Here is a 16,360-nt window from a genome sequence, read left to right on the forward strand (position 1 = left end):
TCCGCGACACTTTTTACATTTATGAGATAAAAAACGATACCGCTTTTGTTGAAATTCCCATCACCCAAAGTGTGTATGCCGACAGTTTGTACCAGGCTTACGTTTCGGGTTATAAGCCTTGCCTCGACAGCTTGATACTCTATCCTGCTAAAGAGATAATTACCAACACGGTGTATGTGCCTAAAATAGAATACAAACGCCACAACTGGAGCGTAGGCATACAGGTAGGATATGGTACGGATTTCGGGCGCTTCTCGCCCTATATAGGTGTAGGGGTGCAATATAATATTTTTTCGTGGTAAAGGTTTTTTCATAGGTTAAAAAATCCCCTCCGCTTGCGATAAGTAGAGGGGATTTAATTTTACTTTTCTCCTGTTTTGTATAATAAGAGGGAGAGTTGTTTTACTTTTCTTTCATTAATTCAGGGTTATCATGGATGTTGCCAATTACTCCAAATTGAAATTTCAATATCCAATCAGGAGTAATATTTCGTTTATTATTTAATGAATTATACTTAAAAAGCTCGTCGCTATACAAGTCATACTCGTATTTATCTATTGCAGAAAAACAACATTGATGCTCATTCCATAAAACAACATAGATAGCATTTGGATGTAAATATGATTCTATAATATCACCTTCATATATATCAAAAGGCAAACAAGTATGTTGACCTACTGTTTCGGGAATAACCATTGCTTTTTCATAATACTCTATGTACCTTTCTTCAATATAGCACAGGTTTGCTTCCCGTTTGAAATCACCATAAATCCACTTGTTTGTTCCTAATTTCTTTCCTCTAAATAGTATTTCTCTCATATTAAATTAATTTTACGATAATATCTCCGTCATCGTCTATTGCTACTTGGTAGTTATGATTACAATTTCGGCAAACAATTGTTTCATATTCAAAGTCACACGCATCGCATTCTATATATTCGCTTGTATCAATGTATTTTTCTTTTGAATTGGAATAAAGACGTTTCCCGCATAAGCATTTAAAATCAATTTCGATAGTAACTTTGGCTTCTAAGTTTAAACTATTTATTCCTGTTGCTTTTGCTTTGTTGTATTTATTCAAAAGAGCAATATGTTCTACATTGCCTATTTCAGGAAGAATTATATCTCCTTTTTCGTTGGTTATTTGTCCGTTTTTTATGAATAGTTTTCCCATATTCTACCCTCCCAATGCTTTATTGATTACTTGTTTTGCTTTATTGAAATGCCCGTTCCCTATCTTTGGGTCATTATTTGCCCTCATTCTTTCCTCATAATCAACAATATGCTGTAATGCTTCCAATAATTCGGGAGCAGCAGCTATAAGTTGAGCATTTGACTTTACCTCTTCTGATATTTCATTTTCAATGTGTAAATGGCAAATAACCTTTTTGCCTGAGCCAATCGAAACTTGTTTATAATCAGCCAAATCTATTGCGGCCGATTCCCATTCTCCTTGTGTTCCTTTAAATTGTTTCATGATTTATATATATTTTTACTGAATTATTGTATATTGGTATATATATTTTTCGTTTAAAATTGTACTATATTTCTATCGGATTTTCGTCCCATTTGGGACAACTTTTAAAAGTGCCGTCCGGGAAATACTGATATGCCCCATTTGGTTGTTCTTGTCCGTGCGCTTCTTCATTATAACTCCATTCATCACGCCAACGAACTAGGGGATAATCGCAAAGCCACAAGGTTTCAATACCGCTCTTATCTTTACTTAACCATGCCATAATTTTACTTTTTAAAGAAAATGCATATTAATACTCCTTTCCGTGTTTAATTGGGCGTAATTGGTTGTATTTTAATTTTAGTTCTACGTGCAACCATAGGTCGATGCTCAGAATTTGACAAAGCCTCTCAATGTTAAGTAGTGCGCAAGAAATCCTTTCCGGCTCGGAATACTTGTAATAAACTATATCCTTACAAATTGAAAATATGTTTTCAGCAAATGTTTTCTTTTCGCTTACTGTAGCAACTAAAAGCAAATCCTTTAGGTCTTTATAACCTCTAAGCCCAGCTAAATCAAGCAATCTAATAACAGCATCTGCAAGCTCATCTTCAATAGTGTCTTTGATGTGTTCTTCGAAATATAATTTAAATGCTGTGTCATTGAACGCTTTTGTCTGCTCTTGAAATTTAGAAACATTTATACTTTTTGACTTTAGTGTTTTATCTTTTCTATCTGCCTCTACCGCTTCTGATAATTCGGTTATTACAAGCATAAGGAAATGTTCATTACTCAATTCTTTATCGTGAAAGCCTTTTTGTTTATTGGCTTGATAAACCTCTTTAGCGAGGGTGTTTAAATCGGGACGTGTTTTCATAAGTTATTTTTGTTAATTACATACTGCTTTATACTAAATTAATTACTTGTTTTTTGACAGTTCTTTATAAAAAGACAGTTCTCTCTTTAGTCTCTCGTTTTCACCTTGAAGACGCAAGATATAAGCGTATTCATTTTGTATCAAACTATCTATACACACACGATGTCCCTCTGATAAAGCTCTTCTTAAACCTATACCTAATATAGAAGACATTGTTAAGTCGCTTTCGTACTCAAACAACCTTTCTGATATTCTTTTAGCTATATAATACCTTTCAGGTATATCACTTAAATGTTCAATAGATTGAAATATCCTTTTATTAATAGATTTACGCAACTTGACATACAGCCGTTCTACAACATCTTCTCGTTCTATGTGCTTCTGTTTTATATCTAATTTGTATTCCATGTTAGTTTACTTTTATTATTACATATTTACCTGTTATTCCTAAACTATTTAAAAGAGATTCTCCGCTTTGAGTAGCCGTAGGCAGATAATCTAAAGCCTCATTCGTTAAGTAGTCTTTGTAAAATACCCTGTTATCTACCGTGATGCTTTCTACTATCCCTGCCCATTGCTCTTCGGATAAAGGAGTAATGCCAACTATCTCATCAGGCACTTCTACAGCTAAATACTTTTGTTTGTTTATCTCAAAGGTTTTCATATAAATAATTTTAATTGATTCGGTTGGAAGTACTCATTCATTGTTTTACCGCTTAGCCACCAAGCTATAGCTACATCTTCATTGTAATCTGCAAGTTGAGTTATTTTCCATTGAGGATTGTTCTCCATGCCTTTTTTTATGGCTCTTTTTATAGACTCTAAGTACTTTGGGTGTGATTCAAATTCTTTCATTCGCACTCCCTTGCGTGTAACCTGAGGACAACCAACACATCCAAGTCTTGAAAAACCATTCGAATAACATGGAGCTAATTTTATATCATATTTTTCAATATAATTATATATTTCCTTTTCAGTCCAATCATATAAAGGATAGATATGCTTTGCTTTTTTTTGCCATTTACGTGTATCACATTGTATGTAATCACGTCCTTGTCGCTTTGTGCTTTCTTCTGCTCTTACTCCTTCAAATACAGATTTACCAACGCTTCCAAATTCCTTTAAATACTGACAGCAATAGCGATTTAGTCGAGTAGGAAGTCCTTTTCTCTCTACAAGCTTAAAGAATGTTTCTTTATTCTTAGGCTGCAAAATATCTGTATGTGGATAATTTTTCATGATATGAGATACAGTACCATGAGGGTCAATAGTTGTATTGCAATAGTATGATTTATATTTTATCTCGGACTTCTGCAATAAGAAATCAAGAACTGCGCTATCTTTTCCTCCTGAATTTCCTGCATATAAATCAGGAATTGATTTTGCAATTTTTTGAATGAATTTTAATGTGGTATATTCTTTATCCATTTTTTAGTATTCTGAATCTATATGCCCGTCAACGTCTATTAATCCTATTTTCATAGCCTATTCCGATTATTTCATAAAACACATCCAAATTGTTTTAGATTGACGCCCCGTTGTATGCCCGAATAATGGCTCGTAAGGAATAATAGATAATACCTCACTTGTTTTTATTTCACTTTCATTCCACTTGAAAATAAGCGTACCGTTTGGCTTTAAAACACGCATACATTCATCAAATCCTTTCTTAATAACTTCTCTCCAGTTATCCGACAATCTACCATACTTCTTAGCCATCCAAGAAGTTTCTCCAAGCGTCTTTAAATGCGGAGGGTCGAAAACTACCATGTAGAAAGAATTATCCTCGAATGGCAGGTTTGTAAAATCAGCTACTAAATCAGGATTAATTTCGATTGTTCTTAACTTATCTCTATCCTTGGCCGTAACCGTTTCTCGCCTTTTGTCGACAAATAAAACATTCTGATTTTTCTTGTTAAACCAAAACATCTTACTTCCACAACAGGCATCAAGTATTAATTTTTCACTACTCATAACTGATTATTTCTCGATTTTTCTAATTTATTTAAGTAATTTTCTACTGCTTTATTCTTTCGATTTGGGTCTACGAGGATAAAGGTCTTTTCGTCTACTCTTACCGCCACTTTGCGCTGCTCTTTAGGGTCATTCTTACGTGATTCCAACAGGCGTTGTGCCGTAGTGCGCTGATTGCTCTTTTCTTCTGATGTTATCATTGTCTTAAAATGGATTTTGAGTTAAGCCCTCTTCAAATATCTTTTTAAAATTATCGTCGTGCTGAAAATAAATTTTATGCCCACGCTCTCCCTCTCTGGACTTTGCAATTATCAGGTAGCCTCTGTTTTTCCAACTTCTGCCGTTTCCATCAATCGCCTCTTGGTCGTAATAATAGGGACGGTGTGGAAAAATCACAATATCAGCATCTTGTTCTATATTTCCTGATTCTCTTAGATTCTCTAATCGCGGTTCGGGAACTTTAGCACCATCTTTCGGGCGGTTAAGTTGCGCCAAAAGAATAATCGGTATATTGAGTTCTTTTGCAAGGTTCTTGAGCTGTCTTGTGATATATCCAACCTCAATATCGCGGTTCTGAAATTTCATATTGGTTTCTATCAACTGCAAATAATCAATTATCAGAAGTTTTAAATCTCCTTTTCGCTTCTGTTTTCGTGCCAGTGATTTGATTACACCCAAGTTGCATACCTTACTCCCGTCGGCTATTTTTATATCCGATTTGAGTAAATCGTTAGCTTTTTCGTCGATAAGGCCCCATTCGTGCTCGCTTAATTGCCCGGTTTTCATGTTGTAGAAGTTTATGCCTTCATTTTCAGTCAGAAGCCTTGAAGCGAGCTGTATCTTTGTCATTTCTATTGAGATAAAAAGCGTTTCATTAGCTGAGAATCCCGCATGTTTCGCAAAATGAACGGCAAACTGTGTTTTTCCCATGCTGGGACGTCCGCCTATCACAATTAAATCAGGAGCAGACCAACCACCGTTTAAGGCGTGATTTAAATCTCTGAGCCCGGTTGGTATAAAAGGATTTTCACCTCTCGCTCTTTTTCGTTGGATATCAGCATAATGATTGAGCGTAACCGAAAGCGTTTCTTCCATGCTAAAAACCTCCTCGCTTGCCGATTCTGTAAAAATACGTGTGAATTCAGTCTCCGAAAATTCAAGCGTTTCTGCAATATCAAGCGTTTCGTCAAACGCTTTCTGCTGTATCAAAACGGATGTTTGTATCAATTCCCGCGCAATGGACTTTTGTTTGATAATTAAGGCGTGGCGCTCAATATGTGCAGCAGAGGATAACCCAGCTGTTAAAAGTGCTATCTGATACAAGCCTCCGACGGTTTCTAAGTCCCCGTTTTTACGTAATTGTTCGGTCACGGTGTGCATATCAACAGGCTCACGTTTATCTGAAAGCATCCTTATCGCCCTGAAAATTAGTTTATGCGTCTCTTTGTAGAAATCTTTTTCTTCGAGGTTTATTTTCTCAAAGGCATTGCTTTCTGTCATCAAAGCCCCCAAAACAGATTCTTCAATCTCAGCCGCCTGCGGAAGTATGTGTCCTGAAAAATTATTCATATACGTGATTGTTTTCTTGTTTTTTTATAGGGTTGCGAAATAACCAGTTCCCGAAATGTTGTTTAAAGTCTGATATCGTTTTTTCTTTTACACCCTGATTTTGAAGAAATTTATAAAATTCTTTCAAAATTTCTTTTGCTTTTTCTAAACTTCCTAAATGATTGTTTATGGCTATTGCTTCGAGATAAGCAGTGTCTTTCAGAACTTCGGAAAGACATTTTTCAATTTCTTGCGGGAGATATTCATAGAATATCCCATTACCATTTACATTATCATTACCATTTACATTATCAGCGATTTTTGCGATAACATTTGTCGCATTGCGATTTTTGCGATGTTTTGCGATAATTTCGGCTTCTTCTAATGTTTTTGAACCGGATGTAACCAAATCATATAAGTCTTTATTCCATCTTTTTAGGTTTCCGAGCCTGCCTGCTGTCTCCCTGCCGGTTTTTGTTTCCTGATATTTTTCTCTGTTTCTGTCAATATCTGTTTTTATAAAGTTAAAAGCGATATTTGCCATAGGTTTCAACCCCTTGACGTTTCCCGTGGTAGCATACTCTATTATGCTTTCGTAAACTTCAAGCCTGACATCATCCGGCAAATCCTGAATCGCTTCTTTCCAATCTTTATAAAACACAAATGAATTCTGTTCCATTTATTACGTCTTTTGCTTTAAGTGTGGATACATTTCTTCTATTACATCTCCAATTCTTTGCAATCCGTGAAGATTTGATTCGCTTTCAGTAGGTTCTCTTGCTTTTGAATTCATGTGTATTAATTCTATGTAGTTCATTATTGTAAGTTAACTTTATATACTTTTCTTTATTCAAGCTAAATTTCCCTACTCCTTTATGTTGAGCTTCGCACCGATGCCACCCAAAGGGAACGCAATATCCAAGAAGGGAACAATGCCACATAAAGCCGGATTCCTTGTTTTCTCCTTCGTTATGGTTGCAGTAATCGCATTTAGGAAGTATTTCTTTTTTTGTTATTTCATAAGGCTTCCTCCAGTTCAACCAAATCAAATAATGTAGGAGCATTTATCTCATATTCTATCGCTTTCAGGTAGAAAAGCCCATCGTCATAGTATTCCGGCTTAAGTTCTGATGCAATAGCTTTTCGCTTCATCTTAAGAGATACGTAAGGAGTTGAAAATATACCTCCAAATGGGTCGTCTACTACATCCCCTTCATTCGTAAAGCGGTTAATCAGGCGTTCGATTATATCAAGTTGCAGAGGGCAGATGTGTTTTTCCTTTTTTCTGTTCGCCTGACTCGCATTCAATGTATTCATCCGGTTAATATCTGTCCAGACTAAATCATTCGGGCTGTTAGGTGGTATTGACATGAATTTCTTTGATAACCGTTCATTTTCCTCTAACTCCCTGCACACCCTCAAATGTTCTTGGAAATTATAAACGTGTGTTTTGTCAAACTCTTTCCACAGATGCGATATGGTCTCCATACTGCACGTTTTAAGTTCCTGTGAACTCAAAAACCTGTTTCCGGAGCTTTTCCAATAAGCATGAGCGTCAAGCTGCCAGATAGATAGCAGATACTCATCTATTTTCTTCATCACAGGGTCGTCTGCATAGGCGTTTGAATTATCGCTCGGAGCTTTGCGGAAAAGCAAGACGTATTCAGGTAGTCCCACCCCCATCTTAGTAGCATCTTTGCGTTGTTCACCCCAAGTGAGGCGATAAGTCTGGTTGTTTTCCCTCACCACATCGGTAGTGACGGTTATTTTTCCCATCAGGTAAAAACCGTGTTTTAGAAAATGAGCGACTGTCTTTCCTGAAAAATCGTCAATCGTGGTAAACCCAGTCCCATTCTGATAGGAATAACGGATACGGTCTTTTACGTGGATGGCAGCAATACGTCCGGGCTTTAGCGTACGAAGCAGATTAGGGGTAAGGAAATCCATTTGTTTGAAAAATTCCTCATTCCCATTATTATGGCCATAGTCATTGTAATTGTCCGAGTATTCATAGTGGTCTCCAAAAGGGATAGAAGTTAATATCATATCTGTCGAATTATCTTCCATTTCCTGATGAATGATTGTAGTGTCTTCGTTATATACCGTAGCATTGCCTACAACGTGCATACGCCTGCCTTTAAACATTTGTCTTTTCATGTCCGATGTTATTTTATTGGTATTCAATCCATATTTACGTACAAGGTTTATCATGTTTTCCTGTAGCTTGATATGGTTTTTCCACTTTTCGAAAAGAGCTTTCAATATCTCCCTTTCGTTTTGGGTGAAAGTGATGTATACGTTTACTTCGTGTTCCTGCCTGAATCGGAAAACACGGTGTATAGCCTGAATAAAGTCGTTAAACTTATAATCTATCCCTACAAAGAGGATATTATGGCATACGTGCTGGAAATTGCAGCCGGAACCGGCAATAACCGGCTTGGTTGAAAGTATCTGATATTCTCCATTAGAAAAATCAATAAGCAAATCTTCTTTTTCCTGATTTTTTTGGGAGCCATAGACCGAACGTAAATCAAATTCCTTGAATTTCTTTTCAATGGCCATGCGCTCCGATTCTCTGTGATGCCAGAGTATCCATTTCTTTTCCGGTTGTTCGGATACTATTTCAAAAGCCTTGTTTACTCTTAACTCGACACTGTCGCTTTTCTCGCGGCTTGCCTCTACAAGGCTTTTAGTAGTGTCTTTGAAAAGAACAGGTTCGCCGGCTTTATTTAATATCACTTCATCGGTCAGATTCTCAACCTCAACTTCGTGTATGTTTAACTTTGGTAGGTTATAACCCTCATCAGAGAACCCCAAATCAGAAGGCTTATTGATAAATACCGCCCAGCTCGCCACCCATTGCCAAAACTCTTTTTCTTTATTTTCATATAGGGTGAGGTTACCTGCTTTTGTAGAATCTCGCTTAAAGAATCTTGTAAGAGCGTGTCCCCTGTCTATAACTCCAAGAAAATCGGCATAATTCAATATTTCGATATAGTCATTCGGGGTAGGTGTAGCAGTGGCTACAAAACGGTATTTTATTTTCTTGAAGTGTTTCAGTACATAATTAGTGGTTTCTGTTGACAGGTTACGAAGGATGGAAGCCTCGTCGAATGAAACACCGCAAAACTTGGAAGGGTCTATGTCGCCTTTCCGTACTCGTTCGTAATTGGTAAGATAGATTTTAGTATCATAGTTTTTCACATCGTCCGTGTCAATGATATACTCAAGCTCTATCTCCGAATTAAAATATAATCTGTTATCCCGTTTGAACTCGCCAATAACTCCTAAAGGAAGACAGATAAGGAAAGGCTTGTTTTCTTTACGGATGCACTGGTAAGCCAATTCCAACTGCATAGCGGTTTTGGTAAGTCCGAACGATGCAAAAATAGCCCTGCGACCTCCATGCAAACACCATTTTGTTATGGCTTGTGCATGTGGGAGTATATTACCGATTGGATTTTTTATGTCAAAACCGTAATCTTCTGCAACTACTATCTTGTTTTCGAGAAATTCTATGTACTTTTCGTTCATTGTTATTTTATTATTAACCGGGCCCGATTGGTTAGTAATCTTTTAAAAGCAATGAGCCGTTTTGATTATTTATATTCAAGAAAAAACGATTAGTTGTTTTTAATTGGGAGACGGCTCATTGCTTGTTTGCTTTATTCTACTTCAATGATTTCGAACTTGGATTTCTTTACGAATAGCTTTAGTTTGTTCAAGTCTTTGATAGTTGAATAGCTTCCTTTTAATTCATATGTAGCAGATGAACTACCCCATGTCTCGATAGTAGCAGATGAACTACCCCATGTCTCGATAGTAGCAGATGAACTACCCAATGTCTCGATAGTAGCAGATGAACTACCCCATGTCTCGATAGTAGCAGATGAACTACCCAATGTCTTAATAGTAGCAGATGAACTACCCAATGTCTTAATAGTAGCAGATGAACTACCCCATGTCTCGATAGTAGCAGATGAACTACCCCATGTCTTAATAGTAGCGGATGAACTATCCAATGTCTCGATAGTAGCGGATGAACTATCCAATGTCTCGATAGTAGCGGATGAACTATCCAATGTCTTAATAGTAGCAGATGAACTATCCAATGTCTTGATAGTAGCGGATGAACTACCCAATAAAACAACGTATTTATCTTTTACCTCATGGTGACCGGATGTATAAATTCCAAACCGGTCGAATAATTCAGAGAAATTTTCAATAAGATAATGAGTATCAAGCATTTTTTCTCTATAACACCAAATTATATTATCTACAATGATTTGGAGTAATTCTTCTTTAGATTCTGACCTGTAGGCTCTTTGATATTCACCAGTGCATGCTCCGGCATTTCTCGCTCTGTTTAATACGTCTTGTTTTAATTCTGTAAATTCCATAGGTTTTTATTTTAGTGGTTTAATTTATTCTAAAGTATCTCCCTGCTTCTAAAGGGGCGAATTGGTATATCTGATTGTAAGCCCACGTTTGAGATTTACGGAAGTCTACGTCATTATCGTACAATTCGTGGCACTCATGGCATAAAAGAGCGTGGTTCCTACTTTCTAAGTAATACTCAGGGTAACGCCCTTTAGGGAGCAAGTGAGCTAATTGTAGGCTTCTTCTGTTTCCGCATATCTGACAACATCCATATTCGTTTAGCAACCGTTGTTTGCTTTGGGCTATTAAACGGTTCTTTGCCGATTGTTTCTTGCTCGTTTTACGAATGGTGTACATTTATTTATCTGATAAAATTGCGTTTCCGCAGGTTATACGGCTTTCGTCTTCGTCTTTGGACGGAATGAATACCAATACATCAAAACCCTGAGCTTTTAATTCTTCTTCTGTTTGTTTATAGGGGTAGTATTTTTCATATCCTGATGATGTGGTGATACCATGTTGATTACTTGTAAATGTTTCATGTATGGGGGTTATCTTGCACATGAATTTTTTAGGCGAAAATAACTTTCTCAAAACATCAGCGTCTATTATACTGTCATTAGCTAATGCGAAATTCAAAGCGTATTTTCTGCCTATCGGGTCAGGAAGCAACTTTCCTATTTCGGATATTTCTTTTAATGAAAGTGAATTGCCGGAGAAAAGATATTCTCTTTGATTGTCATCTGTGCTGTTAATTGAGAATTGCAAACCGGCATCGCCTCTGTAGTTGTAGTTCTTTATTTCACACCATTCCTGTAGAAAATAAATAAGGTTTTTGTTTTTCTTGGGGAGCATGGTGCTTACCACTGGATGAACGAGGGAGCGTCCGATATATGGACGGACAAGTGATTTTAAACGTAATGCGTGGTTTAATACATCATGATTGAATGTCGGTTCACCCATGCGCGCATAATGGACGTTCAATCTTTTTGTGGATTGTATTTCTGGATGGAGTTTAAGGGCTTCGATTATTTGTACATTTAAATCTAAAAGCGTGGCATTCCTTCCTTTTCCGACTTTAGGCACATCACAGAATTTGCAACCCATTGAGCAACCGTATTGAGTAGATATGGTGATTACCCATTTTTCTGTTAAAGGCATGATTTCTTTAGCTTCAACTCCGTTTATTTCATTGGTTAAACCTAAGAAATCAGCTTTTATATTAGCCTCTTTCCCATAATCTCCTATGGAAAGACATTCTAACAATCCTTTTTCTCCTTTTGTTATAAGGATATTACCTGTTGGTACTGCTATGTTTTTTAGTGTTGACATATTTTTTATTTGCTGTTTCCCCATTCGCGTGATATTTGACTTTCTATTATCCGTATATTCAACTTGGTAGCGTTTATGTGTTCTTGGTTTGTCTCGTAAATAGTTTTAGCTACATCACGCTTAAATCTGTATTCTGCGACTTCCTTTTCCCCATACACTACTAAAGCTATCAGAGTAGCAGCCATGCCATCGGAGCGCAATTTCAATACTGTTTTATTAAGAGCTACTTTATAATCTCTTTCGGCTTCGGCAAACGCACTTCCATTCTTCTTTAATTGTCCAATGGAAGCTATGAGCTGTCTTTGGAGAGAGAATAATTCATTTACCAAGTCCATAATCTAAAAGGGTAAATCGTCGTCTTGTGCTATCGGTAGTTCTTCTATCTGTTCAGCTGTTACTGACGCGGGGCGGTATTCTTTTCCGCTTCCTACCCAAATGGTGGCGGAATCTGCTTCACGTTCTTCTTTTGTTTTGGATACGGATATTCCGTGTGTCTCGCCGTATTGCCCTATTTCTTTGCGTTCTGTAAGTATCAGGTTGATATACTTCTTACCGTTGGTCGCTTGTTTAATTTTGTCTTTTGGTAAGTCTGAAAGGCAGATTGATAATTGAATCATAATGGTTTATTTTTTATTGATTTCTATTATTGCTCTTGTTGTGGATGATTTACCTATAGCGGTTATTTCTTCACCGCTTGTTATATCTGTATAGGGAGCGTTTTTACTTGCTGTCTGCAATCGCTTTTCTATAGCTTTGCGCAGTTCGATAGCTTCGTTTGCTTTCTCGTTTGCTATATTCCAATCTTCACTTGCTGCGTAGTTATATTTTGTGCCTACTTCTTTGATGCTTATTTTGGCGTTGTTGTGCTCAAATGTTTTTTGGTTATATTTTTCTGCTTCTTGCAACACAAGACGTTGTACATCTTCATTCGACCGAAATTTCTTTACCACTTGCTCTATCTGTGCCATTTGTATTTCTACATCGAGCGGGTTTATTTCTCCGTTTAAAACCTGATTCACTAACAGGCTGACGAAGTGGTCTTGCTGCTCTTTTGTTTCAGGGAATAGTTTTAATACTGATACTGCCGTCATACTGTTTGTTTTTGAAATTTTACTTTATTGCGGTTTACTTCTCTTTTAAACTGGTCGTTTTGATGTAAGGATTTCCAACGATTCCATACTTCTTGCAGTTCTTCCATTGTTTTTGCCTGAGAGGCTTCTTGTTTGGCTATTAGCAAATCGGTGTCGTCTTCCTTTTTGTCTTGCAAGGGGGTTGAGTTGTTGCTTGTTTTAGGGTATGAGAATCGCACTTTGTTGCTTGCATCTGCTATAATTAGCTTTGAGATTTCACGTTTATCGTTGTATGCTATTTCTTTTACATGAAATTTAGTGTACTTGATATTCTCTCCTTCATTGATGGTTATGAATATGGAGGGGGCAGTATATAGCTCTCTACCGATGCCTACATTGAAACAGGCACGTTTGAAACTGTCGGAGGCTTCACCTTTTTCTTTTTCGGTATTACTCTCTGTGCCTACGTCCTGTTTATGAACCCATGTGTTTATTTCTTTATTATAAATAGATACAGTGCAAAATAGATTGCCGTTAATTAATTCGTGGCTGCGCTGCCAGCCCATTACACCAAAGGTTTCATCGAGAATGCGCATATCACATCGGGCGTCCTTATAAAGAAGTAGGATAGCGAATTTCTTAGCATCATTGACCGATTGGATGCGAACATCTATTTCACTTGCTTCTAATAGTCGTATTTGACACATAATTCTTTATTTTTAAGTTTATTTGTTCCCGAAGCCAAAACCAATCGACTTCGGGATAGTTTGTTATTCTGAGATACACCGTACACTTAAGCCGCCCGAACGGTAGCTCAGGTTCGCAGGGTACACGTCACTACTATGGAAGCCCAGGCCGAGCGAGTACACACTGCCAAGGCTGTCACTCCAATATAAACCGTAATAACCTACGTCGTAGAGCTCGCCATTACTGGGGCTGCGATAGCCAGCGGCGGGCAAAAAGATGGATTGTTTACTTTTGTTCTTTAACTCATGGTCGTGACCAAACCAGCGACCTTTCTTTTCTTTATCCCACGTAGAGCCTAATTCTGCTAATGCTTCCCATTCTTCGGAGGTAGGGAGACGTTTATTAAGGTGTTGAGCAACGCCTAAAGCTTCGTAGTAATTGAATAATTCTTTGCCATCGATACAGGTATTCTCCCTATCCCATTTTAAGCCGTTAATAAGTACGTAGGGCTTTACTTCTTCTATCTCTCTGAAATAGATTACACCCGTCTTTAAATCGGTTTTTTGGGGGTTGATTTCGTATCCTTTGGGGATGCTAATTTTTAATTCGTTCATAATGCTTTATTTAGTGGTTTTTTAATTGGTTTATTTGTTGTTTGTAATACTGATGTCGCCTCTAAAATACTTTGTATAAACTCTCGTAAGTAGCTTGCATGCCTCTGTAATCTCGTCGTACCGAAAGAGGGATAATGTTTAACTCAATTTCTATTTCTTCTTTAAACCGCTTCCAGTCTACATCTATGCTTTCATCACATTCTTCGTTAAATGTGTAACATTCGGTGCAATCGTATAAACCGTCTTCATCGTACCATGCTGTTGCGTGATATTCTTTATTGCTGCTTTTGAAAATTATGTCTTTGTGCATACTCTATCGGGTTATAGCGATTAATACATGAATGCCTAAGTAAAGAAGAGTGATAAGGGCTATTATAACACAGACCAGTTCACATCTGTCTTCTGCTTTTTCACTGGTGAGCAGGTAGAGAATGATTGATTTTAGTTTATTTTTCATGGGTGTTTTTTATGTATATTATTGACTTTTTATCTTCTCTTTTATGCGCTCTGCAATCGGGTATGTATTTCATACAATCATTGGGAGAATTTCTTTTTATCAGCCTATTCATTATGCAGAATCTACAAGGCGATACTAAGCAGCGTTGTTTAAATTCTTTTTCATGAAGTTGTATTTCTACTCCATTTATTATTGCATGTATCATTTTTTTCTGTGTATTTGTTTTGGTACGCCTTTTATTCCTTCGAGATACTCTTGTTTTTCTATTTCCCTTTCAATGTCTTCCACCCTAATATCAGTTCCCTTCTGCGTATTAGAGCACCTGACCCTTCCGCTTGCTATAATTCGTTTAACCCTTGCTTCGCCCCATATTTTATAAGCCGATTTTCGGGACATATACTTAGGTTTCGAATAATCCACCGCCATTGCTTGTATTCTTATTTCGGAAGCTATGGCTTGTATTTCTTCGTATGTAAGCTTGGACGGTTCCATTTTTTTATTGGGGAGAGTCAGTTAATTTCACCAGTTTTTGAGGACGCTCTATAGCACCTCTACGCAAAGCTTCTTTGCGTATATTCATAGCTAACTTACTTTCGCTATATCCTTTCAATGCTATCCTTACTGTGTGTATGGTACAACCATACTTATTTGCGATTTTGGTTTTTTCACCATGCTTTAGTCCTATTATCTCTTTCATATCAAAAATTATTATTTTATATTTGTAGCTTGTGTTCTTATGATTCAATTTGAATGACAATGAGTATCATGAATTGAATGACAATGCAAATATAGAACAAACGTTCTATAAAACAAAGAAAAATTGGCACAAATGTTCTATTTGGAGTAATTCTAAATAATATTCAATGCAAACACCTTATAGTTAAGGAAATATGGAACTGAATAAATTTATAAAAGAGACTATTGTTGAAATATTCACAGGGATAAAACAATCTCAGGAGGAGGTGAAGGAAATAGGAGGAGAGATAAATCCAATAACTTCTGTGCAAAATGGAGTCTTGGTGTCCTATCCAAAAGGAATAGATTTGTCAGAAACCATAATATCTGTAGATAAAATAGAATTTGAGATTCTTTTAACAGAATCAGATAAAGCAGGAAGCAATACAGGTATAGGTGTAATGCTCGCTGGTATAGGAATAGGAGGGCAGTCAAAAAGCGACAAAGAAAATATAATAGCAAACAAAATAAAATTTTCTATTCCTGTTTCTTTTTCTCGTCAGGACTAAGTGTATTTAGTAGCTTGTTGTAAATAATAATTCTTTCATTGTGTGTATCAGTATACCTTATAACAAATTTCAATATCCGATAGTTCCTGTAGTTTTTAAGCAGGCAAATGAGTTTTTTCATAACAATTTGATTTATGAGAAATAATATAGTTTTATTAACAGCGCACTCATTTCTTGTAGTTTTTAGTTGTAGTTAATTACACAAATATAGAACAAATGTTCTAAAAAAACAAAATATGATGAAAGATGTGATAAAAAGGGTTGAACTTGTTATGGAGAAATTTAATATTGAAAAAGATAATAAATTTTCTGAAATAATAGGACTTGAACAAAAAACAGTGAACAATTATTTAAAAGGAAGACGAAAGCCCAGTTTAGAGTTTTTGGTTAAGATACACGAAGTCTTAAATATAAATCTTGACTGGCTTATAACAGGCAGGGGTGAGATGCAACTCAAAGAATCCAAAGAAGCAGAACAATCAGGAGTAAGTGATAACGAATTAATCCTCCAATTAAAAGAAAGAATTGAAAAATTAGAAGAAGACAAAGAGCATTACAGGCAAGAATTGGAAAGCAAACAAGCTATTATAAACAAGTTGCTATCCATAAAAGACCCTGTTTTAGATGGAATTGCAGAAGCTAAAAAAGGGGAAGTGGTTAAAGATATTTGACACAAATGAACTTAGCCTACAATTTGAAATTACTGTTATCATAGGCAAGG

General features: G+C 36.5%; 27 protein-coding genes. 3 read left to right on the top strand and 24 right to left on the bottom strand.

Going from position 1 to position 16,360, the window contains the following annotated elements; genetic code table 11:
• Positions 1-302, top strand: a 302-nt coding sequence (locus tag D0T49_RS04300; RefSeq protein ID WP_370519592.1) for a DUF6808 domain-containing protein, incomplete at its 5' end; no start/stop codon positions are given.
• A 100-nt stretch (positions 303-402) separates the two neighbouring features.
• Here D0T49_RS04300 and D0T49_RS04305 read toward each other — a convergent pair.
• From D0T49_RS04305 to D0T49_RS04415, 24 genes are all read right to left on the bottom strand, one after another.
• A complete protein-coding gene (locus tag D0T49_RS04305; RefSeq protein ID WP_163629358.1) occupies positions 403-819 on the bottom strand; it encodes a YopX family protein in 417 nt (138 codons plus the stop codon).
• A 1-nt stretch (position 820) separates the two neighbouring features.
• A complete protein-coding gene (locus D0T49_RS04310; protein ID WP_163629359.1) occupies positions 821-1,174 on the bottom strand; it encodes a hypothetical protein in 354 nt (117 codons plus the stop codon).
• Positions 1,175-1,177: 3 nt separating this feature from the next.
• A complete protein-coding gene (locus D0T49_RS04315; protein ID WP_163629360.1) occupies positions 1,178-1,477 on the bottom strand; it encodes a hypothetical protein in 300 nt (99 codons plus the stop codon).
• Positions 1,478-1,541: 64 nt separating this feature from the next.
• On the bottom strand, positions 1,542-1,739 hold the full coding sequence (locus tag D0T49_RS04320) for a hypothetical protein (RefSeq protein ID WP_163629361.1): 198 nt from the start codon (positions 1,737-1,739) through the stop codon (positions 1,542-1,544).
• Positions 1,740-1,766: 27 nt separating this feature from the next.
• Positions 1,767-2,333: a hypothetical protein gene (locus tag D0T49_RS04325; protein ID WP_203583416.1), complete on the bottom strand. Its 567-nt coding sequence runs from the start codon at positions 2,331-2,333 to the stop codon at positions 1,767-1,769.
• A 42-nt stretch (positions 2,334-2,375) separates the two neighbouring features.
• A complete protein-coding gene (locus tag D0T49_RS04330; protein WP_163629362.1) occupies positions 2,376-2,741 on the bottom strand; it encodes a hypothetical protein in 366 nt (121 codons plus the stop codon).
• Between the two features lies 1 nt (position 2,742).
• Positions 2,743-2,997: a hypothetical protein gene (locus tag D0T49_RS04335; protein WP_163629363.1), complete on the bottom strand. Its 255-nt coding sequence runs from the start codon at positions 2,995-2,997 to the stop codon at positions 2,743-2,745.
• On the bottom strand, positions 2,994-3,761 hold the full coding sequence (locus D0T49_RS04340; RefSeq protein WP_163629364.1) for a phosphoadenosine phosphosulfate reductase family protein: 768 nt from the start codon (positions 3,759-3,761) through the stop codon (positions 2,994-2,996). The genes D0T49_RS04335 and D0T49_RS04340 overlap by 4 nt, the downstream gene beginning before the upstream one ends.
• A gap of 66 nt (positions 3,762-3,827) precedes the next feature.
• Positions 3,828-4,307, bottom strand: coding sequence for a class I SAM-dependent methyltransferase (locus D0T49_RS04345; protein WP_163629365.1), 480 nt, complete (start codon positions 4,305-4,307; stop codon positions 3,828-3,830).
• Positions 4,304-4,507 carry a hypothetical protein gene (locus D0T49_RS04350; protein ID WP_163629366.1) on the bottom strand — a complete coding sequence of 68 codons (204 nt, stop codon included), beginning with the start codon at positions 4,505-4,507 and terminating at the stop codon, positions 4,304-4,306. The genes D0T49_RS04345 and D0T49_RS04350 overlap by 4 nt, the downstream gene beginning before the upstream one ends.
• A 4-nt stretch (positions 4,508-4,511) precedes the next feature.
• Positions 4,512-5,876, bottom strand: a complete 1,365-nt coding sequence (locus D0T49_RS04355; RefSeq protein ID WP_163629367.1) for a replicative DNA helicase — start codon at positions 5,874-5,876, stop codon at positions 4,512-4,514.
• Complete coding sequence (locus tag D0T49_RS13040) at positions 5,869-6,534, bottom strand: DUF6291 domain-containing protein (RefSeq protein ID WP_239057001.1); 666 nt, start codon at positions 6,532-6,534, stop codon at positions 5,869-5,871. The genes D0T49_RS04355 and D0T49_RS13040 overlap by 8 nt, the downstream gene beginning before the upstream one ends.
• Before the next feature lie 338 nt (positions 6,535-6,872).
• Complete coding sequence (locus D0T49_RS04365; RefSeq protein ID WP_163629368.1) at positions 6,873-9,389, bottom strand: DNA methyltransferase; 2,517 nt, start codon at positions 9,387-9,389, stop codon at positions 6,873-6,875.
• Between the two features lie 131 nt (positions 9,390-9,520).
• Positions 9,521-10,255 (bottom strand): hypothetical protein, encoded by a 735-nt coding sequence (locus D0T49_RS04370; RefSeq protein WP_163629369.1) that lies wholly within the window; start codon positions 10,253-10,255, stop codon positions 9,521-9,523.
• Between the two features lie 19 nt (positions 10,256-10,274).
• Positions 10,275-10,592 (bottom strand): HNH endonuclease, encoded by a 318-nt coding sequence (locus D0T49_RS13195; RefSeq protein ID WP_370519593.1) that lies wholly within the window; start codon positions 10,590-10,592, stop codon positions 10,275-10,277.
• Complete coding sequence (locus tag D0T49_RS04375; RefSeq protein WP_163629370.1) at positions 10,593-11,567, bottom strand: Fe-S-oxidoreductase; 975 nt, start codon at positions 11,565-11,567, stop codon at positions 10,593-10,595.
• Between the two features lie 5 nt (positions 11,568-11,572).
• Complete coding sequence (locus tag D0T49_RS04380) at positions 11,573-11,902, bottom strand: hypothetical protein (RefSeq protein ID WP_163629371.1); 330 nt, start codon at positions 11,900-11,902, stop codon at positions 11,573-11,575.
• Between the two features lie 3 nt (positions 11,903-11,905).
• Positions 11,906-12,184 (bottom strand): hypothetical protein, encoded by a 279-nt coding sequence (locus tag D0T49_RS04385; protein ID WP_163629372.1) that lies wholly within the window; start codon positions 12,182-12,184, stop codon positions 11,906-11,908.
• Positions 12,185-12,190: 6 nt separating this feature from the next.
• The gene (locus D0T49_RS04390; protein WP_163629373.1) at positions 12,191-12,658 is read right to left on the bottom strand and encodes a hypothetical protein; all 468 of its coding nucleotides are present in this window, start codon (positions 12,656-12,658) and stop codon (positions 12,191-12,193) included.
• On the bottom strand, positions 12,655-13,344 hold the full coding sequence (locus D0T49_RS04395; RefSeq protein WP_203583417.1) for a hypothetical protein: 690 nt from the start codon (positions 13,342-13,344) through the stop codon (positions 12,655-12,657). The genes D0T49_RS04390 and D0T49_RS04395 overlap by 4 nt, the downstream gene beginning before the upstream one ends.
• 63 nt (positions 13,345-13,407) lie before the next feature.
• Positions 13,408-13,938, bottom strand: coding sequence for a hypothetical protein (locus D0T49_RS04400; RefSeq protein WP_163629374.1), 531 nt, complete (start codon positions 13,936-13,938; stop codon positions 13,408-13,410).
• A 61-nt stretch (positions 13,939-13,999) separates the two neighbouring features.
• Positions 14,000-14,248: a hypothetical protein gene (locus D0T49_RS04405; RefSeq protein ID WP_163629375.1), complete on the bottom strand. Its 249-nt coding sequence runs from the start codon at positions 14,246-14,248 to the stop codon at positions 14,000-14,002.
• Positions 14,249-14,596: 348 nt separating this feature from the next.
• Positions 14,597-14,887: a hypothetical protein gene (locus D0T49_RS04410; RefSeq protein WP_163629376.1), complete on the bottom strand. Its 291-nt coding sequence runs from the start codon at positions 14,885-14,887 to the stop codon at positions 14,597-14,599.
• 4 nt (positions 14,888-14,891) lie between these two features.
• On the bottom strand, positions 14,892-15,092 hold the full coding sequence (locus D0T49_RS04415) for a hypothetical protein (RefSeq protein ID WP_163629377.1): 201 nt from the start codon (positions 15,090-15,092) through the stop codon (positions 14,892-14,894).
• Between the two features lie 193 nt (positions 15,093-15,285).
• Here D0T49_RS04415 and D0T49_RS04420 point away from each other — a divergent pair, with 193 nt between their 5' ends.
• Both D0T49_RS04420 and D0T49_RS04425 read left to right on the top strand, forming a co-directional pair.
• Positions 15,286-15,639 carry a hypothetical protein gene (locus D0T49_RS04420; protein WP_163629378.1) on the top strand — a complete coding sequence of 118 codons (354 nt, stop codon included), beginning with the start codon at positions 15,286-15,288 and terminating at the stop codon, positions 15,637-15,639.
• A gap of 236 nt (positions 15,640-15,875) precedes the next feature.
• Positions 15,876-16,310: a helix-turn-helix domain-containing protein gene (locus D0T49_RS04425; RefSeq protein WP_163629379.1), complete on the top strand. Its 435-nt coding sequence runs from the start codon at positions 15,876-15,878 to the stop codon at positions 16,308-16,310.
• Positions 16,311-16,360: the final 50 nt, after the last annotated feature.

The sequence above is a fragment of the Paludibacter sp. 221 genome, from assembly GCF_010501035.1.
GTDB lineage: Bacteria > Bacteroidota > Bacteroidia > Bacteroidales > Paludibacteraceae > QVMH01.